Raw genomic sequence first — 23,367 nt, forward strand, 5'->3', positions numbered from 1 at the left:
GTGGCCAAGCGCAAACGTCGCGGTCTGGTTCCGCTGATAATTCTGGGGACGCTTGCCGTTCTGCTCGTGGTCGCGTTTTTCCTGGTCGATAGCGGACTGCGCGCTTTCGCCCAGGACCGTGTCGAAACCGAAATCAGCAAGCGGATGCCCGCCTCCGTGACCGGGGACGTCACCGTGACCATCGGCGGCACCTCGGTGATCGCCCAGTTCATCGGAGGCAATTTTGACGAGGTGGAACTGACCGCGCCGAAGCTGACTGTCGACGGCGTGCCGGCATCCGTTCATGTCATTGCCCGCGATGTGTCGACCAATACGGCCAAGGCGATTGGCTCGCTCAGTGCGACCCTCGACCTCGATGAGGCCGCCCTCAATCAGCTCGTTCAGGCCTCCGGCAGCGCGCCGGCCGACGCCGTCCTGACCCTCGGCGATAATGACGTTGCATTGACCGCGTCGGTGAAGTTGTTCGAGTTCGATGTCGGCTACAGCGCCACGGCCACGGCCAGCGCCGCCGGCGATACCCTGAACTTCACCCCGACCGAAGCGACCGTCACCAGCGGCATCGGCGACATCGACGCAACACCGCTGGTCAATCTCATCCTCCAGCAGGCCCCGATCGGTGTCTGCGTGGCCAGCTACCTGCCCGAGGGAGTCGAACTGAGCGACGTTGACATTTCACCCGAGCGAGCACGCGTTACGCTGGAGTCGAGCACTTTGCGGCTCACCGTGCAGTCGCTGACCACCCTCGGCAGCTGCGCCGACTAATTCGATCGTCGTCACCTGCGGCGGTAGAATTTGGTCAGGCCGGCCCGTCTTGTGGGCTGACCAATTTTTCCGGCTTCAGGGACCAAACCGGGTTCGCTCGCTGAGATTCCCCTTCGACTCTCGTGAGGTACTCCCCGTGACGACTGAACCTAATTCTCTGGCCCCCGACTGGCTGCGCCTTCCCGCCGACGCGAACGCGCTTGCACCCGGCCTCTGGCCGGCGACGGCCGCCCGCAGCACCAGCGGTGAACTCCTCATCGGCGGGGTGAGGGCCTCGGCCCTCGCCGCCGAATTCGGCACTCCTCTCTATGTCATCGATGAAGCGGATGCCCGCGCCCAAGCGAGCGCGCTGCTCACCGTGTTCCAGGCTGAGTTCGCGCGGATCGGCACGAGCGTCAAGGTGTATTACGCCGGGAAGGCGTTTCTGTCGACCGAGATCGTGCGCTGGGTCACCGCCGCGGGCCTCAATATCGACGTCTGCAGCGGTGGCGAGCTCGCCGTCGCGCTGGCTGGTGGCGCCGAACCGGCCAGGCTCGGCTTTCACGGCAATAACAAGTCCCTCGCCGAACTCGACCAGGCCACCCGGGTGGGCGTCGGCACGATCGTGATCGACAGCGAGGTTGAAATCGGCCGCGTCGCCGAAGCCGCCGCGCGAAACGGCCGGGTGCAGAACGTGCGGCTGCGCGTGAACAGCGGCGTGCACGCCCATACCCACGATTTTCTGGCCACCTCGCACGAGGACCAGAAGTTCGGCATCGTGCTTACCGATGCACCGAGGCTGGTCGCGCTGATTCGCGCCGAACCCGCGCTGGGCTTTGTCGGCCTGCACTGCCACATCGGCTCTCAGATCTTCGGTGCAGACGGATTCGCCGAGTCGGCCGCCCGGCTGCTCAACCTGCACGCGGTCCTGCTCAAAGACGGCCCGGTGCCCGAACTCAACCTCGGTGGTGGCTTCGGTATCGCCTACACGAGCGCCGACGAACCCACGCCGATTCGAGAGCTCGCCGTGGCCCTGGCCGACATCGTCGCCACCGAGTGCGCGCGGCTGAACATCCCGCTGCCGGTCGTCGCGTTCGAACCCGGCCGCGTCATCATCGGACGCGCCGGCGTGAGCCTCTACCGTGTCGGCACCACCAAAGCCGTCGACGTGTCGGGCACGCAGCGCCTCTACGTCAGCGTCGATGGCGGCATGAGCGACAACGTTCGCCCGGCCCTCTATGGGGCCGACTATGCGGTACGCCTCGCCGATCGGGTGTCGACGGCCGAGCCGGTGCTCGTGCGCATCGCCGGCAAGCACTGCGAGAGCGGCGACATCGTCGTCGACGCCGACTATCTGCCGAATGATGTGACCCCCGGCGATCTGCTCGCGGTGCCGGCCACCGGCGCCTACTGCTGGGCTTTGTCCAACAACTACAACTACCAGGGCCGCGCGCCCGTCGTGGCCGTGCTGGATGGCACGGCGCGGGTGCTCGTGCGCGGCGAAACGATAGCCGACCTGCTCGCGCGGGACACCGGGATGCCTTCGACGGGCCCGGCCAATGGAGGAGAATCTTGAAGATCGAATACCGCAATCTGCGCGTTGCGCTCCTCGGCGGTGGCAACGTGGGCGCCCAGGTAGCCCGCCTGTTGCTGGAACAGGGCCCTGAACTGGCCAACCGCGTCGGCGCCACCCTCGAACTGGTCGGCATCGCGGTGCGCGACGTGAACGCGGAACGCACGGTCGATCTGCCCCGCGACCTGTTCACGACCAATGCCGAGGAGCTTATTCTCGGCGCAGACATCGTGATCGAGCTGATGGGCGGCATCGAGCCGGCTCGCAGTCACATTTTGCTGGCGATCAATAGTGGAGCGGATGTTGTCACCGCCAACAAGGCGCTCCTCGCCCAAGCCGGACCCGAGCTGTTCGCGGCCGCCGATCAGGTCGGCGCCCAAATCAACTACGAGGCCGCGGTCGCCGGGGCCATCCCCATCGTGCGTCCGCTGCGGGAGAGCCTCGCCGGCGATCAAGTCAAGCGCATTCTCGGCATCGTGAACGGCACCACGAACTTCATTCTCGACCGGATGGACACCGACGGGTCCAGTCTCAAAGACGCGCTGGCCGAGGCGACCGCGCTCGGTTACGCCGAGGCCGATCCGACGGCCGACATCGGCGGATACGACGCCGCGCAGAAAGCGGCCATTCTGGCGAGTCTGGCATTTCACACGACGGTGCCGCTGGCATCCGTTTACCGTGAAGGCATTGAGTCGGTCACCCCCGCGCAGATTGAATCGGCGCGCAAGGCCGGCTATGTCGTGAAGCTGCTCGCTATTTGCGAACGGGTCACCGACGAAAACGGCGTCGACGGGGTGTCGGCACGGGTCTACCCGGCGATGGTTCCGCGCAGCCATCCGCTGGCCGCTGTGCACGGCGCCAACAATGCCGTCTTCGTCGAGGCGGAATCCGCCGGCAGCCTCATGTTCTACGGCGCCGGAGCCGGGGGAGTGGAGACGGCCTCGGCCGTGCTCGGGGACGTTGTCTCCATCGCGCGGCGTCACGTTGCCGGTGGGCCGGGCGTTGCCGCGTCGACCTACGCCGAACTGCCTATCTTTGATATCGGCCGGGTCACCACACGGTACGCGGTGACCCTCGAAGTCACCGACGAACCCGGCGTGCTCGCGACCATCGCGAGCGTCTTCGGCCAACGCAAGGTCTCGTTGGCGCTCGTGGAACAGTCCATGACACCGGCCGTGATGGCAACGAAGAGTCGTGCAGCACGCTCGGCCACGGCTACCCTAGTGATCGGGACCCATGACGCAACGGAGGCCGCACTCGCCGCCACCGTGCAGGACCTGGCCACCAACAGTGTTGTCACCGAAGTCGCATCCGTTTTGAGAGTTGAAGGAGTCTGATGTTTAGCCCAAGCGAGACCAGTACCAATCTGACCAAGCCCGGCGCAATCGTCAGCCGCCAGTGGCGCGGGGTGCTGAACGAATACTCCGACCGACTGAATATCTCCGAGAAGACCCCGATCATCACCCTCGGGGAGGGCGGCACGCCGCTCATCCCCGCCGCAGCGCTCTCCGCGCGCACCGGCGCGAAGGTCTGGATCAAGTTCGAGGGCATGAACCCGACCGGGTCGTTCAAGGACCGCGGCATGACGATGGCCATCTCCAAGGCTATGGAAGACGGCGCGAAGGCTGTCATCTGCGCCTCGACCGGCAACACGAGTGCCTCCGCCGCCGCCTACGCGACCCACGCGGGCATCACCGCCGCTGTGCTCGTGCCCGAGGGCAAGATCGCCATGGGCAAGCTCAGCCAGGCCGTCGCCCACAACGCGCAGCTGCTGCAGGTGCAGGGCAACTTCGACGACTGCCTCGACATCGCCCGTGAGCTCGCCACCAACTACCCGGTGCACCTGGTCAACTCGGTCAACCCCGACCGCATCGAAGGCCAGAAGACCGCCGCCTTTGAGGTCGTCGAGGTGCTCGGCGACGCCCCGGACTTTCAGTTCGTTCCGGTCGGCAACGCCGGCAACTACACCGCCTACTTTCGCGGTTATAGCGAAGAGGTCGCCCGCGGCGCCACCACGAAACTGCCGCGCATGTTCGGTTTCCAGGCCTCTGGCAGCGCCCCGATCGTGCTCGGCCACCGGGTCGACAACCCCGACACTATCGCGAGCGCCATCCGCATCGGCAACCCGGCATCGTGGGACCTCGCGCTGAACGCGCGGGAGCAGAGCGACGGCTATTTCGGTGCCATCACCGATGCAAAAATTCTTGAAGCGCACCGCATCCTCTCGGCCGAGGTCGGAATTTTCGTAGAACCGGCATCCGCTATTGGAGTGGCCGGCCTGCTCGAGCGCGCCGAGGCCGGATTCATCCCCAAGGGCTCGACCGTCGTGATCACCGTCACCGGCCACGGTCTGAAGGACCCGAACTGGGCGCTGCGCACCGCCGACGGCTCCGACGTCGTGCCCACGATCGTTCCGGTCGACACCGCCGAAATCGCCAGCGTGCTCGGCCTGGGCAAGGCATGATCAGTCCGCTCTCGCTGATTGGGCGCGCCGTCTCGGTGCAGGTGCCGGCCACCACGGCCAACCTCGGCCCCGGTTTCGACACGCTCGGGCTCGCGCTGGCCAAGTACGACCAGCTCGAAGTCACCGTGCGCAGCGAACCCGGCGTCTTTGTCGAGGTGCACGGAGTGGGCGCCGGTGAGGTGCCCACCGACGAGAGCAACCTCGTAGTGCGTGCGATCATTCACACCTTCGAGGCCGTGGGTCAGCCCATGCCCGGGCTCAACATCGTCGCGCACAACGTTATTCCGCACGGGCGCGGCCTCGGCTCCTCCGGTGCGGCCATCGTGTCGGGCATCATGGCGGCCAAGGGACTGCTGGAGGGCGTCGTCGACATCGACGCCGAAATGCTGCTCGTACTCGCCACCGAGATGGAAGGGCACCCGGACAACGTCGCCCCCGCACTGTTCGGCGGTTTGACCATCGCCTGGACCACCCCCGAGGGTCCGCGTCACAAAAAGCTCGTTGTGCACCGCGGCGTCAAGCCTCTCGTGTTCGTTCCTGAGCAGGAGATGTCCACCGCGCTTGCGCGCAGCCTGCAACCAGCTTCCGTGCCGCACGAGGACGCCGTTTTCAACCTGTCGCGCTCTGCGCTGCTGATCGCCGCGCTGATTCAGAGCCCGGAACTGCTGCTGGCCGCGACCGAGGACAAGCTGCACCAGAGCTACCGCGCCGCGGCCATGCCGGAGACGAATAAGCTCATCACCCTGCTGCGCGAAGCCGGCTTCGCGGCCGTCGTGTCCGGTGCCGGTCCATCCATTCTGGTGCTGGCGAGTGACCCGGGCCAGCGTCTGGTCGCAGCCGAACTCGTCGCGAGCCAGTCAGACACCCCGTGGCGCGCGCTCATGCTCGCCGTTGATGTGCAGGGTGCCACCGTGCATCCGCTCGCTTCCGCGAGCACGGCCGAGAGCGCCGCGTAACGCTCGTTTTGATCGGGCTGACGTGCCTCGTGCGCGTCGGCCCGACTGGCGATTCGACTGGTGGTGGAGTGCTATGGTTGAAGCGCACCCGATAGAAACCGCCTCCGGCGACATCCGGTGCATTCCCTGTACCTCACTGCTATTGCGATTTCGTGCGTAGCTGTGTGTGTTTACACCAATCCCCTCCACTTGTCGGATTGGATCACCCGCAGCGCATCCGTCGCTGCATACATCTCCTGGCCTGAATTTTTGTTCGGCAGGGGAAAGGAACCCCCTTCGTGACTGATGTCAACCTCCGCGCCACTGGCTCGGATCTTCCCCGTCTCAGTACCCTTCGCGTGTCCGAGCTGCAGGCTCTAGCTCTCGAGCTGGGAATCTCCGGCGCTTCCAAGCTTCGTAAAGGAGAACTCGTGGACGCAATCCAAACGGCTCGGTCCGGCACCGAACAGGCCGATACCGAGCAGACCAGCACTAAACAGGCCAGTAACCCTGCTCCGGCCCTGACCGTTGCTCCCCTCGATGTTGCTCCCGTAGTTGAGTCGTTGCCGGCCGAGTCCGCACCGGTCGAGAGCCTCGCCGAGGCCATCGATGCTGCTCCGCGTAAGCGTGCGCCTCGTCGTGCCAGCACCAGCACCGCCGCTCCCGCCAAATCCCACGTCAATGCCGACGCCAGCTCCGGATTCGGCATCATCCTCCCCGACGCTCCGGCCGCCGGCTCTCGTATTGCACGCAACGCCCGTGGCGCTGCGGCCGCCACGAGCGCGCCGACAGCGGATGCTGCGGCATCCGATTCTGAAAACACCGGCGAGAACACCGAACCGGTCACCGACAAGCCGGTTCGCCAGGCGCGCAAGCGCGTGCAGGTTGCGCCGGTTCACCTCGATGGTGCGGCCGCCGTCGTCCTCAACACCGCTGACAGCGCCCCGACCGACAGCGCAGCCACCGACAGCGCCCCGGCCGCGAGCACGCCAGCCGAGACTGCACCGGCAGCCCGCCGTCCGTCCCGTCGGGCGTCGTCGCAGCGCAACGTTCCCGCAGCCGATGCTGGCACCGACAGTGCCGCGCCGGTCGAGGTGCCCGCGGACGCAGCGGCCCCGCGGGTCGAGGCAGTAGACGACTCAAACGAATCGACCGATGACTCCAACGAGACGAACGCGCCGCGCCAGGGCCGCAGCCGCAGCCGTAGCCGCGGTGGCGATCGTGCGCAGGTCGCCGACCGTAACCAGGTTGATCAGAACAACCAGAACAACCAGAACAACCAGAACAACCAGAACAACCAGAACAACCAGAACGACCGCAACCAGAACGGCTCAAACGACGAGGGCCTGACCCGCGCACAGAGCCAGCGTCAGGCGCGCAATGAGCGCAACCAGGAACGCAATCAGGAGCGCGCGCAGGCGCAGGCCGATCGCAATCAGGACCGTAATCAGGGTCAGGATCGCAACCAGGACCGCAATCAGGGTCAGAACGACCGTGGCCAGGAACGTAACCAGGGTCAGGATCGCAACCAGGGTCCCGACCGTCTCGACGACGACATGAATGGCCGCGGCAACCGCAACCGGTACCGTGACCGCAAGCGTCGCGGCCCGAACCAGGGCGATGACTTCGAGCCCGAGGTCAACGACGATGACGTACTCATTCCCGTCGCCGGAATTCTGGACGTGCTCGACAACTACGCGTTCGTGCGCACCTCCGGCTACCTGCCCGGTGCGAGCGACGTCTACGTCTCGCTCGGCCAGGTCAAGAAGTACAACCTGCGCAAGGGTGACGCCGTCGTCGGCTCCATTCGCCAGCCGCACGAGGGGGACCAGTCCGGCCGACAGAAGTACAACGCCATCGTCAAGGTCGACTCGATCAACGGCCAGACCGTTGAAGAGGCCGCGGCCCGTGTCGACTTCCACAAGCTCACGCCGCTGTACCCGACGGAGCGCCTGCGCCTCGAAACCGAGCCGGGCAAGCTCACCCAGCGCATCATCGACCTCGTTGCTCCGATCGGCAAGGGCCAGCGCGGCCTGATCGTTGCACCGCCCAAGGCCGGCAAGACCATCGTCATGCAGCAGATCGCGAACGCCATCGCCACCAACAACCCTGAGGTTCACCTCATGGTCGTTCTGGTTGACGAGCGTCCAGAGGAGGTCACCGACATGCAGCGAACGGTGAAGGGTGAGGTCATCGCCTCCACCTTCGACCGCCCCGCCGAAGACCACACCACCGTCGCCGAACTCGCCATCGAGCGCGCCAAGCGCCTGGTCGAGCTCGGCCACGACGTCGTCGTGCTGCTCGACTCGATCACCCGCCTCGGCCGCGCCTACAACCTGGTGGCCCCGGCCTCTGGTCGCATCCTCTCCGGCGGCGTCGACGCATCCGCTCTGTATCCGCCGAAGCGTTTCTTCGGTGCGGCGCGCAATATCGAGAACGGTGGCTCGCTCACCATTCTCGCCTCCGCGCTCGTGGAGACCGGCTCCAAGATGGACGAGGTCATCTTTGAAGAGTTCAAGGGCACCGGCAACATGGAACTGCGCCTGTCCCGGCAGCTGGCCGACAAGCGCATCTTCCCCGCCGTCGACGTGAACGCGTCGGGCACCCGCCGTGAAGAAATGCTGATGAGCGCGGATGAAGTCAAGGTCACCTGGAAGCTGCGTCGCGCCCTCGCCGGGCTCGAGCAGCAGCAGGCGCTCGAACTCATCCTCGGCCGTCTCAAGGAGACCTCCTCGAACGTGGAATTCCTCATGCAGGTTCAGAAGTCGATGCCGACCCTGAACGGGTCAGACAAGGATAAGTAATGTTCGAATCCGTCCTCACGCTGCTGGCCGAGCACGACGACCTGCAGTCGCAGTTGGCGGATCCGGAGCTGCACGCGAATCCGGCCCGTTCGAAGAAGGTCAACCGGCGCTATGCCGAGTTGAGTCGCATCATCGCGGCGTACCACGAGTGGAAAGCGGTTGAAGATAACCTCGAAGCCGCTCGTGAACTCGCTGACGAAGACGCTGCCTTCGCCGAAGAGATTCCGGATTTGGTGGAACAGCTTGATGTTACGGCTGAGAAGCTGCGACGCCTGCTGATTCCGCGCGACGAACTCGACGCCCGCGACGTGATCATGGAGATCAAGATGGGGGAGGGCGGTGCCGAATCGGCGCTGTTCGCCGCCGATCTGCTGCGCATGTACCTGCACTACGCCGAGTCCAATCGCTGGAAAACCGAGATCATCGAGCAGACTTCGAGCGATCTTGGCGGCATCAAAGACATCCAGCTCGCTATCAAGGGCAATTCGAGCGGCCCTGCCGAGGGTGTCTGGGCGCACCTGAAGTACGAGGGCGGCGTGCACCGCGTGCAGCGCGTGCCGGCGACCGAGTCGCAGGGACGCATTCACACGTCGGCGGCCGGCGTGCTGGTCTTCCCCGAGGTCGACGAGCCCGAAGAGGTCGAGCTGCACCCGAACGACCTCAAGATCGACGTGTATCGTTCGAGCGGTCCCGGTGGCCAGTCGGTCAACACCACCGACTCCGCCGTGCGCATCACCCACCTTCCGACCGGAATCGTGGTGGCCATGCAGAACGAGAAGTCACAGCTGCAGAACAAGGAAGCCGGGATGCGCGTGCTGCGGGCCCGGGTCCTGGCGCGTCAGCAGGAAGAAATCGACGCGGCGGCCTCGCTCGTGCGCAAGGGGCAGATTCGCACCATGGATCGCTCCGAGCGCATCCGCACGTACAACTTTCCGGAGAACCGCATCGCCGATCACCGCACCGGTTACAAGGCCTACAACCTCGACGCCGTCATGAACGGAGCCCTCGGCCCCGTGATCGACTCCTGCATCCACGCCGACGAGGAAACTCGCCTGGCCGAGCTCGGCGACCCCGAGTAGCACCCGCATTAACCTAACCGGGCCCGGGCCCGGAAAGCGGGCCCACGATAGAACATGGGCCTACTTTCCGGGCCCGGGCCCGGTCGTATTCTAGAGGTAGTACTCGGGCTCCAGGGTGCCTCCTCGGGCGGACTCGACCGTCGCGGGCGTCTGCGGGCGTATCGTCGCCGGCACCCCCACGAGCAGCGACCGCGGCGGGGCATCTTTGGTTACGACCGCGTTCGAGCCGATCGTGCTCCAGGCACCGATGGTGATCGGGCCGAGGACCTTGGCGCCAGCTCCCACGGTGACTCCGTCGTCGAGAAACGGATGCCGCCGCACGCCGCGCGAATGCCCGTGCCGGCTCTTGCCGCCCAGCGTCACCGCGTGGTACAGCATCACATCGTTCCCGAGCACCGCCGTTTCACCGATCACGACACCCATGCCGTGGTCAATGAACAGGCGACGCCCGATGGTTGCCCCCGGGTGAATCTCAATTCCGGTCAGAAACCGGGTCACCTGAGACAGGAGGCGGGCCAGCAGGTGCAGTCCACGACGCCACAGACGGTTCGCGATCCGATACGACCAGACCGCGTGCAGCCCACTGTAGGCAAGGAAGACCTCGGTGTTGCTGCGCGCGGCCGGGTCGTGGGTGCGCGCCGTCGCGATGTCTTCGCGGAGGCGCCCGAAAACGCTCACTGACTCTGGGGGATTCATGGAGGGGCTGACGGCTTAGTCGAGCAGGTCTTCGTACAGCACGGTTGAGATGTACCGTTCGCCGAAGCCGGGAACGATGACGACGATGGTCTTGCCCTTGTTCTCGGGCAGTTTTGCCTGCTCGAGCGCGGCCCAGACGGCAGCGCCACCGGAGATGCCGCCGAGGATGCCCTCATCGGTGCCGAGCTTGCGTGCCGTGGCGAGCGAGTCGGCCAGGGTGACATCGGTGATCGAGTCGTAGACCTGACGGTCCAGAGTTTCCGGCACGAAGTTCGCACCGAGGCCCTGAATCTTGTGCGGGCCGGGCTTGCCGCCGGAGAGAATGGGGGAGTCAATCGGCTCGACGCCGACGACCTTGAGGCCTGGCTTCTGCTCCTTGAGATAGCCGCCGGTGCCGGAAATGGTGCCGCCGGTGCCGATGCCCGCGACGAGAATGTCGACGGTGCCCTCGGTGTCGTTCCAGATCTCCACGCCGGTGGTCGCGCGGTGGATGGCCGGGTTGGCCGGGTTCGTGAACTGGCTGGCCAGAACGGCGCCCGGGGTGTTGGAAACGATCTCGGCGGCCTTCTCGACCGCGCCGCGCATACCGTCGGCACCGGAGGTCAGCACGATCTCGGCGCCGTAAGCGCGCATCATGACGCGACGTTCCTTGCTCATCGTCTCCGGCATGGCCAGAATGACGTTGTAGCCACGGGCTGCGCCGACCATGGCCAGGGCGATGCCCGTGTTGCCGCTGGTCGCTTCAACGATGGTGCCGCCCGGCTTGAGCGAGCCATCCTTCTCGGCCGCGTTGATGATGGCGACGCCGATGCGGTCCTTCACGCTGCTGGAGGGGTTGTAGAACTCGAGCTTGACGAGAACGGTGGCGCCGAGCCCGGCGGTCAAACGGTTCAGCTTGACGAGGGGGGTCCCACCGACGGCTTCGGTGATGTCGGAATAGATCTTGGGCACGTGAGCAACTTTCATTCGGTGATCTTCGGCAAAATATGGTGTGTAGGGCCTTATCCAGCCTATGGCCCTCGGCCACTAACGGCCGGGTGCGTTACATTTCACTACGTGCCTTCTTCAGATTCTGCCCAGCCCGCCACCGTCACTTCCCTGAGAAACCAGGCCATTGCCCGGCTCGGCGCCGCCGGAATCCTCGACCCGGAGGTCGACGCCGACCTGCTGATCGGCCACGTGCTCGGTCAAAGCCGCGGCGAAGTGCAGGCCGCCAGCATCCTGGCTAAACCCGTCAGCAAAGCGGATGCAGCCACCATCGACCTCCTGCTGGCCCGCCGCAGCGCCCGCGAGCCCCTGCAGCACATAACAGGGCGCGCCCCCTTCCGGGCGCTGGCCCTCAACGTTGGACCGGGTGTCTTCGTGCCTCGCCCCGAAACCGAGCAGGTCGCCCAGTTCGCCATCGACGCGCTGCGATCGATGCCCGACGCGGAGCCGATCGGTGTCGACCTCGGCACCGGCAGTGGCGCCATCGCCCTGGCCCTGGCCACCGAGGTGCCGCACGCCCGTATCTTCGCCGTCGAGAACTCAGTGGAAGCGTACCCGTGGACCTCTCGCAACTTCGCCGAGGTCGCTGCCCGCAACGCCACCCTCACCTTCGGTGACCTCGCCGACGCCTTCGTCGAACTCAACGGCACGGTCGCCGTCGTCATTTCCAATCCCCCGTACATTCCAGCGGATGCGATTCCCCGCGACCCCGAGGTGCGCCTGTTCGATCCGGCTCACGCCCTGTTCGGTGGTCCGGACGGCCTCGACGTGGTGCGAAGCGTATCGGCGACCGGCCTGCGCCTGCTGCGACCGGGCGGTGTGCTCGTGATCGAACACGGGGAACTGCAGGGAACGGCTATCCGGGCTCTGCTAGCCGCGGACGGTTGGCGCGCCCCGGCCACCCACCGTGACTACACGAGTCGCGACCGGGCGACCACGGCGTTGCACCCCTGAGCGACGCGCGACGCAACCGGTGGCCGTGGAATCCGCTTCTCACAACCGCACTGGGTTAGAATTGCCGGAAATGACACGTATCTACGACTGCACGAGCGACTCGGACACGGGCGAGTCCGACACGAGCCAATCGAAATACCAGGCGGCCATCGCACTGGCGTGCTCGGCGATCGGCCGAGGGGCCCTCGTCGTCATCCCCACCGACACCGTCTACGGGGTTGCCGCCGACGCGTTCAATGCCGAAGCCGTACAGCTGCTCCTGGACGCGAAGGGGCGCGGGCGCCAGTCGCCGCCGCCCGTGCTGATTCCCACCGTCAGCACCCTCGATGCCCTTGCCGTCGACGTACCGCAGCCCGTACGCGACCTGGTAGCGGCGTTCTGGCCGGGCGGATTGACCGTCATCGTCCATGCCCAGCCATCGCTGGTCTGGGATCTCGGCGAAACCCGCGGCACCGTCGCCCTGCGCATGCCGAGCAACCAGGTCGCGCTCGACTTGCTCGCCGCAACCGGCCCGCTCGCGGTGTCGAGCGCGAACCTCAGCGGCGCGCCCGCCGCCCTCGACGCGCTTTCCGCCGAGGCCGCCCTCGGCGAAAGCGTTGAGGTCTATCTCGACGGCGGCACGGCCGGCAACACCTATGCAAGCGCCTTCGGACTGGCTGGTGAGGGCTCCTCGACCATCGTCGACGCGACCGGCTTTGAGACCAATGGCGGCCTGCTGCACATCGTGCGCTCCGGGGTCATCTCCCGAGACGCGATCTCCGACGTCATCGGCGTACTGCTGGCCCCGGAGGCGGCGCCCGACGCAGCGGTCGATCCCGCCGATGCAGGCGAAACGGATGCTGCACCCACACTCTCCGCACCCTCCCAGGACGACACGGATACCAGCCGGTAGCCCATGACAGTATTCATTCTGCTCGCGCTCGTTTCGGCGATCGTCACCTTCGGGCTGTCGATCGTCGTCTACAAGCTCAGCCACAAGTACCGTCTCTACCCGAAGATTCGGGAACGTGACGTACACACCCGCCCGACGCCGCGCCTCGGCGGAATCGCCATGTTCCTCGGCATCCTGGTCGCATTCGGTATCGCCTACCTCACGGCCGGGGCATTCGCACCGCTGCGCCTGGTCTTTGCCGACCCGCAGCAGATCCTCGCGATCCTCGGCGCAGCGCTGCTGATCGTGCTGGTCGGGGTGGCCGACGACATCTGGGACCTCGACTGGATGACGAAACTCGCCGGCCAATTCATCGCCGCCGGGCTCGTGGCCTGGCAGGGCGTGCAGATCTACTCCCTGCCGATCGGCGGACTGACGGTCTGGAGCGGCTGGACGTCGATCGTCGTCACGGTCGTCGCCATCGTCGTCGTCATGAACATGATCAACTTCATCGATGGCCTCGACGGTCTCGTCACCGGCGTCGCCCTCATCGCCAACGGCGTTTTCTTTCTGTACAGCTACCTGCTCGTGCGTGACACCTCGCCGACCAACTACTTCAACCTCGCCTCGCTGATTGCTGCCATCCTGGTCGGCGCCTGTGTGGGGTTCCTGCCGTTGAACTGGCATCCAGCGAAGATGTTCATGGGCGACGCGGGTGCGCTCCTGGTAGGCCTGCTCATGGCCACGAGCGCGATAGCCATCACCGGGCAGATCGACCTGACCTCCCTCAACCGTTCGCAGCTGTTCCCGGCCTTCATTCCCCTCCTGCTGCCCCTGGCGATCATGATCATCCCGCTGCTGGACTTCGGGCTCGCCGTCCTCCGCCGGGTACACGCGGGCAAGTCACCCTTCAGTGCCGACCGAAAACACCTGCACCACCGCTTGCTCGATATGGGACATTCCCACCTGCATGCCGTGCTGATCTTCTATGGGTGGACAGCCGCAGCATCCATCGGATGCCTGCTCTACTACATCCTGCCGGTTTACCTCGGTCTTCCCACCGGCTACGCGACCATCTTCCTGGTGACCTCGCTCCTGATCTGCACCATCGTCACCCTCGCCCCGCTCGGTCGCCGCAAGACCGGCGAGTGGGCCAGCCAGTCGGCGCCGCTGCCGGTGGTCGTTCTGAATCAACTCGACCCGCTCGACGTCGCGGCCCAGCACACCACAGACACACCCGTATTATCAGACCCCGCAACGACACGAGCGACCGCCCCCGCGGCGACGCCTGCCGAGGAGAACGCATGACCAGCACCAACACGCCCGCCCCCACCCAGCCCACCTCGATCCCCGTGCTGCGTCGCATCCTGATCTACGGCATCTACGTCGCCGTGGCCATCGCGGTGGTCGGATCCATTGTGGGCTTTGTCGTCGACGGCGGTACCGGGGTACTCAGCGCTCTGATCGGAACGGCCATGTCGGTCGCCTTCATGGGAATCACGGCCGGCAGTATTCTCCTGGCCAACCGCGTGGCCGGAAACGAATCCGCCATCGGTGGATTCTTTGGCATCATCATGGGCGGCTGGCTGCTCAAGTTCGTCGTCTTCCTGGTGCTTTTGGTGCTGCTGCAGGACCGCGCCTGGATTCAGCCAATGGTGCTGTTCTTCTGCATCATTGCCGGAGTGATCGGCTCCCTCGTGGTCGATACGGTCGTGGTGATGAAGAGTCGAATGCCCTATACGAGTGACGTCACGTTGCCCCCTGCACCCATCGACGACTGACCTTGGCACCCAAGCCTCGACCCATCCCGCTCTCGATTCGGCGCAGCGCCTGATCTTTGCTAGAGTAAACACCGATCCAACCCCGGTTTGCACATGCTTTACAGCGTAGTGAACCTGCCCATATTCGTCGATGCGCGAGCAGAGCTCACCGCCCCGAAACAGGAGAAAGCGCTGCTAAAAATCGCCGTAAACCTGATGGTCCCGTCTGCCACCGACGACGGTGAATTCCACGGTCCCTCCATCAATGAGTTCTTCCCCGATGTAATCTTCTTCGCCGATACTCCGTTCGAGATTAACCGCATCATCCTGATTCGCTTCCTCGCGGTTGCGGTCCTGATGCTGGTGTTCTGGCTTGGTACGCGTCGCATGAAGATCATTCCGACCCGCGGCCAGAGCCTGGCCGAAATGGGACTCGACTTCGTTCGCGTCAATATCGCCGAAGACCTGCTCGGTAAGAAAGACGGCAAGCGTTTTCTGCCGCTTCTGACGACCATCTTCTTCATGGTGTTGTTCATGAACATCACGGGCATCATCCCGTTCCTCAATATCGCCGGTACGTCGGTGATCGGGGTTCCGCTGCTGCTAGGCGTCATTTCCTACGGAACCTTCATCTACGCCGGCATCAAGAAGAGCCCGGGCAAGTTCTTCCGTAACTCGCTCTTCCCGCCCGGAGTTCCGCCGGCCCTGTACATCATCGTGACGCCGATTGAATTTATCTCGACGTTCCTGGTGCGGCCGGTCACCTTGACTCTCCGACTGATGATGAACATGATCGTCGGACACCTTCTGCTCGTGCTGTTCTTCAGCGCCACGCATTTTTTCTTCTTCACTGCCGATGGTGGTTTCAAGCTCTTCGGTGCTGGCACCCTCGTCTTCGGCTTCGCCTTCACGCTGTTCGAAGTGCTGATCGCCGTCCTCCAGGCTTACATTTTTGCCCTACTCACCGCCGTCTACATCCAGCTCGCGCTGGCTGAGGAACACTAGACACTTTACGAATCCGGCGATCGCCGCATTCACCACTACGGAAGGAAACACACGTGGACGCAACAACCGTTCTCGCGGAAATCAGCGGAAACATCGCGACCGTCGGTTATGGCCTCGCAGCCATCGGCCCGGCAATCGGTGTAGGTATCGTCGTTGGCAAGACCATTGAGGGTGTCGCACGTCAGCCTGAACTGGCTGGCCGCCTGCAGGTGCTGATGTACATCGGTATCGCCTTCACCGAGGCGCTCGCCTTCATCGGCATCGCGACCTACTTCATCTTCACGAACTAGTCCTCTTCACTACTTAGTTAGGAGGCATGATGCTTCACGCAGTAATTGCAGCCGCGACGGAAGAAGCGGCGCCAAACCCGCTCATCCCGGAGCCGTACGACATTATTTGGTCGGCGGTCTGCTTTGTCGTGATTTTGTTCTTCTTCTGGAAGCTTGTGCTCCCCAAGATGCAGAAGCTTCTTGACGATCGTGCAGAAGCCATTGAAGGCAACATCGCCAAAGCCGACGACGCCCAGCGCAAGGCCGAAGCTGCACTCGTGCAGTACACGGCTCAGCTCGCTGAAGCTCGCGCCGAAGCCGGTCAGATTCGTGACCAGGCCCGCACCGATGGCCAGCGCATTGTCGCTGAGCACAAGGAAGCGGCCACGGCCGAGGCCGGCCGCATCGCGGCCAGTGCCAAGACGCAGATCGAAGCCGAACGCCAGGCCGCCGTTGTCTCCCTGCGCAGTGAGGTCGGCACTCTCGCCATTGATCTCGCCTCGGGTGTCATTGGGGAAAGCCTGTCCGACGACGCCAAGGCCAGCGCCATTGTCGATCGTTTCCTGGCCGAACTTGAAGCCAGCGAAGCGCCAGTAGCAGGAAAGATCTAACCAATGGGAAGCGCCACCAGAGAAGCACTCGCCACATCGAGGGCGGCACTGTCCGTCCCCGGCAGCACGACTGATCTGGCGACGGGCGAAAGCCTCTTCGGCGCCGGTCGAGTGATCGGGTCGTCGTCGCAACTCCTGTCGGCGCTTGGCGATGCATCAGCGGATGCTGCGGCCAAGGTCACCCTCGTTCGTGCCGTCTTCGGTGCGAGCGTGACGCCTCGGGCGCTGGATCTGCTCGCCGCAGCCGTTGCCGAACGCTGGTCCAGCCACGACGACCTGCTCGCTGGGATCGAAGAACTGGGCCTTCGGGCATCCGCCCTGTCTGTTTCGACCGAAACGTCGATCGAGGGCGAACTGTTCTCCTTCGGCAAGACCGTCTCCTCTGACGCCGAGCTCGAACTGGCCCTGGCCAGCAAGCTTGGCAAAATCGACGCCAAAGCCGCCCTCGTTGAAAAGCTCCTGGCCGGCAAGGTGTCCGGTCAGACGCTCGCAATCGTTCGCCACCTGGTGCAGCAGCCTCGCGGCCGTCGCATCGGCGAATTGCTGCGGCAGGCGGCATCCGTTGTCGCCGACCAAGCCGGAACGTCGATTGCCACCATCACTTCGGCGAGCGTTTTGACGCCCGCCCAGCTCGACCGTCTGCGCAAGAGCCTCCAGGAACGCCATGGGCGTGCACTCACCATCAACCAGGTCGTTGACCCGGCTCTGGTCGGGGGAGTACGCGTACAGATCGGCGATCTGGTTATCGACGGCAGCATTGCAACCCGCCTGGCCGATTTGAGACTCCAGCTCGCCAGCTGATTTTTGCGCAGTTCGGCAAAACCAGCAGCACCGTAAACCACGCAGTACCAGATTCAGGGCGGCAGCGTCTTGAACAGACAGAACCTGTACAGCCGTACAGAAAAGGGAAGATGATGGCAGAACTAACGATCAGCCCCGATGAGATCCGTGGCGCTCTCCAGGACTTCGTGAAGTCCTATGAGCCGAACAAGACATCGACGACCGAGGTCGGCTACGTCACCACGGCCGGTGACGGTATCGCCCACGTTGAGGGCTTGCCCGGCGTGATGGCCAACGAGCTCATCAAATTCGCCGACGGCACCCTGGGCCTGGCCCAGAACCTCGATGAAGATGAGATCGGCGTCGTCGTCCTCGGCGAGTTCGCCAGCGTTGTTGAGGGCATGGAGGTGCACCGCACCGGCGAGGTTCTGTCCGTTCCCGTCGGTGACGCCTTCCTCGGTCGCGTCGTCGACCCGCTCGGCGCGCCGATCGATGGTCTCGGCGAGATTGTCAGCGAGGCCCGTCGTGCCCTCGAGCTGCAGGCCCCCGGTGTCATGCACCGTAAGAGCGTGCACGAGCCGATGCAGACCGGTATCAAGGCCATCGACGCCATGATTCCGATCGGCCGCGGCCAGCGTCAGCTCATTATCGGTGACCGCCAGACCGGCAAGACCGCGATCGCGATCGACACCATCATCAACCAGAAGGCCAACTGGGAGTCCGGTGACACGAACAAGCAGGTTCGTTGCATCTACGTCGCCATCGGACAGAAGGGCTCCACCATCGCTTCGGTGAAGGGTGCGCTCGAGGATGCCGGAGCGATGGAGTACACCACCATCGTCGCCGCCCCCGCTTCCGACCCGGCTGGCTTCAAGTACCTCGCCCCGTACACCGGTTCGGCCATCGGCCAGCACTGGATGTACGCCGGCAAGCACGTTCTCATCGTCTTCGACGACCTGTCCAAGCAGGCCGAGGCTTACCGTGCCGTTTCGCTGCTGCTGCGTCGCCCGCCGGGACGCGAAGCGTACCCCGGAGACGTGTTCTACCTGCACTCCCGTCTGCTCGAGCGTTGTGCCAAGCTGTCCGACGCCCTCGGCGCCGGTTCGATGACCGGTCTTCCGATCATCGAGACCAAGGCCAACGACGTTGCCGCGTACATTCCGACCAACGTGATCTCGATCACTGACGGCCAGATCTTTCTGCAGTCCGACCTGTTCAACGCCAACCAGCGTCCCGCTGTTGACGTGGGTATCTCGGTCTCCCGCGTCGGTGGCGACGCGCAGGTCAAGTCGATCAAGAAGGTGTCTGGAACGCTCAAGCTTGAGCTGGCTCAGTATCGCTCGCTCGAAGCCTTCGCGATGTTCGCCTCCGACCTCGACGCGGCCAGCCGCCGTCAGCTCGCTCGCGGCGCTCGTCTAACCGAACTTCTGCGTCAGCCGCAGTACTCGCCGTACCCCGTTGAGGACCAGGTTGTCTCGATCTGGGCCGGCATCAACGGCAAGCTCGACGAAGTTCCGGTTCCCGACGTGCTGCGTTTCGAGCGCGAGCTGCTCGACTTCCTCGGTCGCAACACCGAGATCCTGAAGAACCTGCGCGAGACCAACGTTCTCTCCGACGAGACCGTTGCCGCTCTGACCGCGGGTGTCGACAAGTTCAAGCTCGAGTTCCAGACCGGCGAGGGCAAGCCGCTCGCCTCGGTTGGCAAAGAGAAGTTTGAGGCCATCGCCGCCGAAGACGTCAACCAGGAAAAGATCGTCAAGCACCGCCGCTAGTCGCTTTTCGACTTGCGGTGCCACTGATCTCATCAAACTGAAAGACAAGGAAGCAGACACATGGGAGCGCAACTTCGCGTCTACCGGCAGAAGATCAAGTCTGCCCAGACGACCAAGAAGATCACTCGGGCCATGGAGCTAATCTCCGCCTCGCGCATCCAGAAAGCGCAGGCGCGGGTCGCTGCGTCAACCCCGTACTCGCGTGCAGTGACTCGTGCCGTTTCGGCCGTGGCCACGTACTCGAACGTCGAGCACGTGCTCACAACGGAGCCGGAGAAGATCGAGCGCGCAGCGGTCGTTATCTTCGCCTCCGACCGTGGCCTGGCCGGTGCGTTCAGCTCGCAGGTTCTGCGTGAAGCGGAGTCGCTCAGTGAGCTGCTGCGCGGCCAGGGCAAAGACATCGTCTACTTCTTGGTGGGCCGTAAGGCCATCGCCTACTTCACGTTTCGGGGCCGCGCGTCTGAGCGAGTCTGGACCGGCGGCACCGATCAGCCGCAGTTCGAAACGGCCAAGGAAATCGGCGAGGCCCTGCTCGAGTCGTTCCTCACGGACTACTCCGATGGCGGCGTCGATGAGATTCACATCGTCTACAACCGCTTCGTGAGCATGGTTACCCAGGTTCCCGAAGTCGTTCGACTGCTTCCGCTCGAGGTCGTCGAGGGTGTGGAAGAACCGGGCAACAACACGGTTCTTCCACTCTACGAGTTCGAACCCGACGTGGAAACGGTTCTGGACAGCCTCCTCCCGGTCTACATCGAGAGTCGTCTGTTCAACGCCATGTTGCAGTCGGCGGCTTCCGAGCACGCGAGCCGTCAGAAGGCGATGAAGTCGGCCAGCGACAACGCCGACAAGCTGATCACGGACTACACGCGGTTGTCGAACAACGCGCGGCAGTCCGAGATCACCCAGCAGATTTCCGAGATCGTGGGTGGAGCCGATGCGCTCTCATCCGCCAAGAAGTAACCAGAGAAGAGAGAGCAATGACTGACACCGCAACCGCGCCAGTCCGCGCGGAGGATACGGCCGGCTCTGTTGGCCGCATCGCCCGTGTCACGGGCCCTGTTGTCGACATCGAGTTTCCGCATGACTCGATCCCCGGCATCTACAACGCCCTGAAGACCACGATCACCATCGGCGACGAGTCGAACGAGATCACCCTCGAGGTTGCCCTGCACCTCGGCGACGACCTGGTTCGTGCCATCGCACTCAACCCGACCGACGGACTTGTCCGCGGCCAGGAAGTGCGCGACACCGGCAGCCCCATCACGGTTCCGGTCGGAAACGTCACCAAGGGCAAGGTCTTCAACGTCATCGGCGATGTGCTGAACGCCAAGCCGGGCGAGAAGATCGAGATCACGGAGCGCTGGCCCATCCACCGCAAGCCGCCGCCCTTCGACCAGCTCGAGTCGAAGACTCAGCTGTTCGAGACCGGTATCAAGGTCATCGACCTTCTGACGCCGTATGTTCTCGGTGGAAAGATCGGCCTGTTCGGTGGTGCCGGTGTCGGCAAGACCGTTCTGATCCAGGAAATGATCCAGCGCGTTGCGCAGGACCACGGTGGAGTTTCGGTATTCGCCGGAGTCGGTGAGCGTACCCGTGAGGGCAACGACCTCATCGCCGAGATGGAAGAAGCCGGCGTCTTCGACAAGACCGCACTGGTCTTCGGCCAGATGGACGAGCCGCCGGGAACGCGTCTGCGCGTCGCGCTCTCTGCCCTCACCATGGCGGAGTATTTCCGCGATGTCGAGAAGCAGGACGTGTTGCTCTTCATCGACAACATCTTCCGCTTCACGCAGGCCGGTTCAGAGGTCTCCACACTGCTCGGCCGTATGCCGTCCGCCGTGGGTTACCAGCCGAACCTCGCCGACGAAATGGGCATCCTGCAGGAGCGCATCACGTCCACGCGTGGCCACTCGATCACCTCCCTTCAGGCGATCTACGTTCCTGCCGACGACTACACCGACCCGGCTCCGGCGACCACGTTCGCCCACCTCGACGCCACGACCGAGCTGTCGCGTGAAATCGCGTCGAAGGGCCTCTACCCGGCCGTCGACCCGCTCACCTCGACCAGCCGTATCCTCGACCCCCGCTACCTGGGTGCCGATCACTACAACACGGCCGTTCGCGTGAAGGCCATTCTGCAGAAGAACAAGGAACTCCAGGAGATCATCGCGATCCTCGGTGTTGACGAGCTGTCTGAAGAAGACAAGGTCACGGTTTCCCGTGCCCGTCGTATTCAGCAGTTCCTTTCCCAGAACACCTACATGGCGAAGAAGTTCACCGGTGTTGAGGGCTCCACGGTTCCACTGAAGGACACCATCGAGTCGTTCACGGCGATCGCCAACGGTGACTTCGACCACGTCGCCGAGCAGGCATTCTTCAACGTCGGTGGCATCAACGACGTCGAAGAGAAGTGGGCTCAGATTCAGAAAGAGAACGACTAAGCATGGCAAAGTCGCTGTCCGTCAGCGTTGTGTCGGCCGACCAGCAGGTCTGGACCGGCGAAGCGACGATGGTCGTCGCCAAGACCGTCGAGGGCGAGATCGGTATTCTTGCCGGTCACGAACCGATGTTGGCGATTCTGGCCATAGGCGATGTTCGCCTCACCCTGGCCGATGGTTCCAAGGTCGTCGCGAAGGCTGAAGATGGCTTTCTGTCCGTCGACAACGACATTGTGACCGTCGTGGCTCGCAAGGCTGAACTCGTCTAACAACGGAACACCTTTGCTGATACTGCTACCGCCGTCGGAGACGAAACGCTCCGGCGGCGAAGCTGTACCCCTGGACTGGTCGCTCCTGGCCTACCCGGCCCTCAGCGTCAAGCGCCGATCCCTGGCCCGGGCGCTGGTGAGCCTGTCGCGGCACCCGGAAGCGGCGATGGCCGCCCTGAAACTCGGTCGCACCCAGCTGTTCGAACTGGACCGCAACCGTGAGCTTCTGCGGTCGCCGACCATGCCAGTCATTGACCGTTATACCGGGGTGCTCTTCGATGGGTTGGATGCTGCCACCCTGACGGTCCCGCAGCGCGAGTTCGCGCAGGCCCACCTGGTCGTGCATTCCGCGCTGCTCGGGCCGCTCGCTGCCCTGGACCCGATTCCGGCCTACCGGCTGTCGCATGACTCCCGGGTGCCGGATCTGACCTTGAACAAGCATTCGCTCAAACAACATTGGGCCGCCGACGTGCAGAAGCTCCTCGGCCGAACCGAGGGCCTGTTGCTTGATTTGCGCTCGGAGGCCTATGTCGCCCTGGGTGCCCGTCCGGTGCGCCCGAACTCGATCTACCTGCGGGTCGTCGCCGACAGCGGCGACAGCCAGAGGCGCGCTCTCAATCACTTCAACAAGAAGTCCAAGGGGGAATTCGCGCGGGCATTGATCGACAGCGGGCAGGAATTCGGGGCCGTTGCCGACCTGATCGACTGGGCCCGGTCGGTCGGTATCAGCCTGGCACCCGGTGCGCCCGGTGAACTTCAGCTTCTCGTCGAGCAGCACTTGGCGAGCAAGGGCCAGCCGGCGAAGTCGACGATCTTCACGGCGCAGTAGCACGCAGACGTGTCTTCGGGAGCAAGCTAGTGGTGCATGATGCCCTCGTGGTCGAGCAGCCAGGCCTTGGTGGGGATGCCCTGACCGGCACTGTAACCGGTGATTCGCCCCGTGGTCGCGAGCACGCGGTGGCAGCCGATTATGATCGGCACCGGGTTGGCGCCGACAGCTCCACCGATGGCGCGGCCCGATCCGGCGCGCCCGATGTCAGTGCCGAGCGCACCGTACGAGATGACCTCGCCGAAGCCCAGAGTTGAGAGGCGAGCCCACACGCTGCGTTGAAATTCGGTGCCGCGGGTCAAGTGCACCGGAAGGTCGAACGAGTGTCGGGTGCCCGCAAAGTACTCGTCCAGCTGCTCGGCCGCCTGTCGCAGCACGGGGGAGGGGTTCTCGGCGTATTCTGCGAGCGGAAGGTGACCGTCCGTTTCGATCGAGAGGGAGAGGATGCCGTCATCATCGGCGGTGAGCTCAAGCCGCCCGAGGGGACTCGGCAAGCGAAGGAGCGCGGGAGGCGTGGTGGTCATATT

The 23,367-nt window shown here is 64.3% G+C and carries 23 protein-coding genes; 20 read left to right on the forward strand and 3 right to left on the reverse strand.

Annotated features, from left to right (window positions below; all coding sequences use genetic code 11):
- The 7 genes from E3T41_RS02315 to prfA all read left to right on the forward strand — a co-directional run bounded on the left by E3T41_RS02315 (position 1) and on the right by prfA (position 9,596).
- A complete protein-coding gene (locus E3T41_RS02315; protein ID WP_166791484.1) occupies positions 1-762 on the forward strand; it encodes a DUF2993 domain-containing protein in 762 nt (253 codons plus the stop codon).
- Between the two features lie 136 nt (positions 763-898).
- Complete coding sequence (gene lysA / locus E3T41_RS02320) at positions 899-2,317, forward strand: diaminopimelate decarboxylase (RefSeq protein ID WP_134477176.1); 1,419 nt, start codon at positions 899-901, stop codon at positions 2,315-2,317.
- Positions 2,314-3,651 (forward strand): homoserine dehydrogenase, encoded by a 1,338-nt coding sequence (locus E3T41_RS02325; RefSeq protein WP_241980469.1) that lies wholly within the window; start codon positions 2,314-2,316, stop codon positions 3,649-3,651. The genes lysA and E3T41_RS02325 overlap by 4 nt, the downstream gene beginning before the upstream one ends.
- The gene (gene thrC / locus E3T41_RS02330) at positions 3,651-4,778 is read left to right on the forward strand and encodes a threonine synthase (RefSeq protein WP_092448759.1); all 1,128 of its coding nucleotides are present in this window, start codon (positions 3,651-3,653) and stop codon (positions 4,776-4,778) included. Before E3T41_RS02325 ends, thrC begins: the two co-directional genes overlap by 1 nt.
- A complete protein-coding gene (gene thrB, locus E3T41_RS02335; RefSeq protein ID WP_092448758.1) occupies positions 4,775-5,734 on the forward strand; it encodes a homoserine kinase in 960 nt (319 codons plus the stop codon). The genes thrC and thrB overlap by 4 nt, the downstream gene beginning before the upstream one ends.
- A gap of 278 nt (positions 5,735-6,012) precedes the next feature.
- Positions 6,013-8,517, forward strand: coding sequence for a transcription termination factor Rho (rho, locus tag E3T41_RS02340; protein WP_134477179.1), 2,505 nt, complete (start codon positions 6,013-6,015; stop codon positions 8,515-8,517).
- The gene (prfA, locus tag E3T41_RS02345; protein ID WP_134477182.1) at positions 8,517-9,596 is read left to right on the forward strand and encodes a peptide chain release factor 1; all 1,080 of its coding nucleotides are present in this window, start codon (positions 8,517-8,519) and stop codon (positions 9,594-9,596) included. The genes rho and prfA overlap by 1 nt, the downstream gene beginning before the upstream one ends.
- 90 nt (positions 9,597-9,686) lie before the next feature.
- Here the strand turns inward: prfA and epsC are convergent, their stop codons facing one another.
- Both epsC and cysK read right to left on the reverse strand, forming a co-directional pair.
- Positions 9,687-10,292 carry a serine O-acetyltransferase EpsC gene (gene epsC, locus E3T41_RS02350; protein ID WP_198415516.1) on the reverse strand — a complete coding sequence of 202 codons (606 nt, stop codon included), beginning with the start codon at positions 10,290-10,292 and terminating at the stop codon, positions 9,687-9,689.
- Positions 10,293-10,307: 15 nt separating this feature from the next.
- A complete protein-coding gene (gene cysK / locus E3T41_RS02355; protein ID WP_104133220.1) occupies positions 10,308-11,258 on the reverse strand; it encodes a cysteine synthase A in 951 nt (316 codons plus the stop codon).
- Positions 11,259-11,348: 90 nt separating this feature from the next.
- Here cysK and prmC point away from each other — a divergent pair, with 90 nt between their 5' ends.
- The 13 genes from prmC to E3T41_RS02420 all read left to right on the forward strand — a co-directional run bounded on the left by prmC (position 11,349) and on the right by E3T41_RS02420 (position 22,840).
- Positions 11,349-12,233: a peptide chain release factor N(5)-glutamine methyltransferase gene (prmC, locus tag E3T41_RS02360; RefSeq protein ID WP_092448753.1), complete on the forward strand. Its 885-nt coding sequence runs from the start codon at positions 11,349-11,351 to the stop codon at positions 12,231-12,233.
- A 70-nt stretch (positions 12,234-12,303) separates the two neighbouring features.
- A complete protein-coding gene (locus E3T41_RS02365) occupies positions 12,304-13,125 on the forward strand; it encodes an L-threonylcarbamoyladenylate synthase (RefSeq protein ID WP_104133219.1) in 822 nt (273 codons plus the stop codon).
- Positions 13,126-13,128: 3 nt separating this feature from the next.
- Positions 13,129-14,412, forward strand: coding sequence for an MraY family glycosyltransferase (locus tag E3T41_RS02370; protein ID WP_092448751.1), 1,284 nt, complete (start codon positions 13,129-13,131; stop codon positions 14,410-14,412).
- Positions 14,409-14,885, forward strand: coding sequence for a hypothetical protein (locus tag E3T41_RS02375; RefSeq protein ID WP_134477185.1), 477 nt, complete (start codon positions 14,409-14,411; stop codon positions 14,883-14,885). The genes E3T41_RS02370 and E3T41_RS02375 overlap by 4 nt, the downstream gene beginning before the upstream one ends.
- Positions 14,886-15,080: 195 nt before the next feature.
- Positions 15,081-15,869: a F0F1 ATP synthase subunit A gene (atpB, locus tag E3T41_RS02380; protein ID WP_233195466.1), complete on the forward strand. Its 789-nt coding sequence runs from the start codon at positions 15,081-15,083 to the stop codon at positions 15,867-15,869.
- 53 nt (positions 15,870-15,922) lie between these two features.
- Positions 15,923-16,159 carry an ATP synthase F0 subunit C gene (atpE, locus tag E3T41_RS02385; RefSeq protein WP_092448748.1) on the forward strand — a complete coding sequence of 79 codons (237 nt, stop codon included), beginning with the start codon at positions 15,923-15,925 and terminating at the stop codon, positions 16,157-16,159.
- 29 nt (positions 16,160-16,188) lie between these two features.
- Complete coding sequence (locus E3T41_RS02390) at positions 16,189-16,749, forward strand: F0F1 ATP synthase subunit B (protein ID WP_092448970.1); 561 nt, start codon at positions 16,189-16,191, stop codon at positions 16,747-16,749.
- 3 nt (positions 16,750-16,752) lie between these two features.
- Entirely contained in the window at positions 16,753-17,550 is a 798-nt protein-coding gene (locus tag E3T41_RS02395) for a F0F1 ATP synthase subunit delta (RefSeq protein WP_104133217.1), read from the forward strand.
- Between the two features lie 113 nt (positions 17,551-17,663).
- Positions 17,664-19,301, forward strand: a complete 1,638-nt coding sequence (atpA, locus tag E3T41_RS02400; protein WP_092448969.1) for a F0F1 ATP synthase subunit alpha — start codon at positions 17,664-17,666, stop codon at positions 19,299-19,301.
- 60 nt (positions 19,302-19,361) lie between these two features.
- Positions 19,362-20,264, forward strand: coding sequence for a F0F1 ATP synthase subunit gamma (locus tag E3T41_RS02405; protein ID WP_092448746.1), 903 nt, complete (start codon positions 19,362-19,364; stop codon positions 20,262-20,264).
- 17 nt (positions 20,265-20,281) lie between these two features.
- Positions 20,282-21,745 (forward strand): F0F1 ATP synthase subunit beta, encoded by a 1,464-nt coding sequence (gene atpD, locus E3T41_RS02410; protein ID WP_092448745.1) that lies wholly within the window; start codon positions 20,282-20,284, stop codon positions 21,743-21,745.
- 2 nt (positions 21,746-21,747) lie between these two features.
- Entirely contained in the window at positions 21,748-22,011 is a 264-nt protein-coding gene (locus E3T41_RS02415) for a F0F1 ATP synthase subunit epsilon (protein ID WP_092448744.1), read from the forward strand.
- Between the two features lie 13 nt (positions 22,012-22,024).
- A complete protein-coding gene (locus E3T41_RS02420; protein WP_092448743.1) occupies positions 22,025-22,840 on the forward strand; it encodes a YaaA family protein in 816 nt (271 codons plus the stop codon).
- Between the two features lie 26 nt (positions 22,841-22,866).
- Here the strand turns inward: E3T41_RS02420 and E3T41_RS02425 are convergent, their stop codons facing one another.
- Positions 22,867-23,364 carry a methylated-DNA--[protein]-cysteine S-methyltransferase gene (locus E3T41_RS02425; RefSeq protein WP_092448742.1) on the reverse strand — a complete coding sequence of 166 codons (498 nt, stop codon included), beginning with the start codon at positions 23,362-23,364 and terminating at the stop codon, positions 22,867-22,869.
- Between the last annotated feature and the right edge of the window lie 3 nt (positions 23,365-23,367).

Source organism: Cryobacterium sp. Hh38 (assembly GCF_004403235.1).
Lineage (GTDB): Bacteria > Actinomycetota > Actinomycetes > Actinomycetales > Microbacteriaceae > Cryobacterium > Cryobacterium levicorallinum.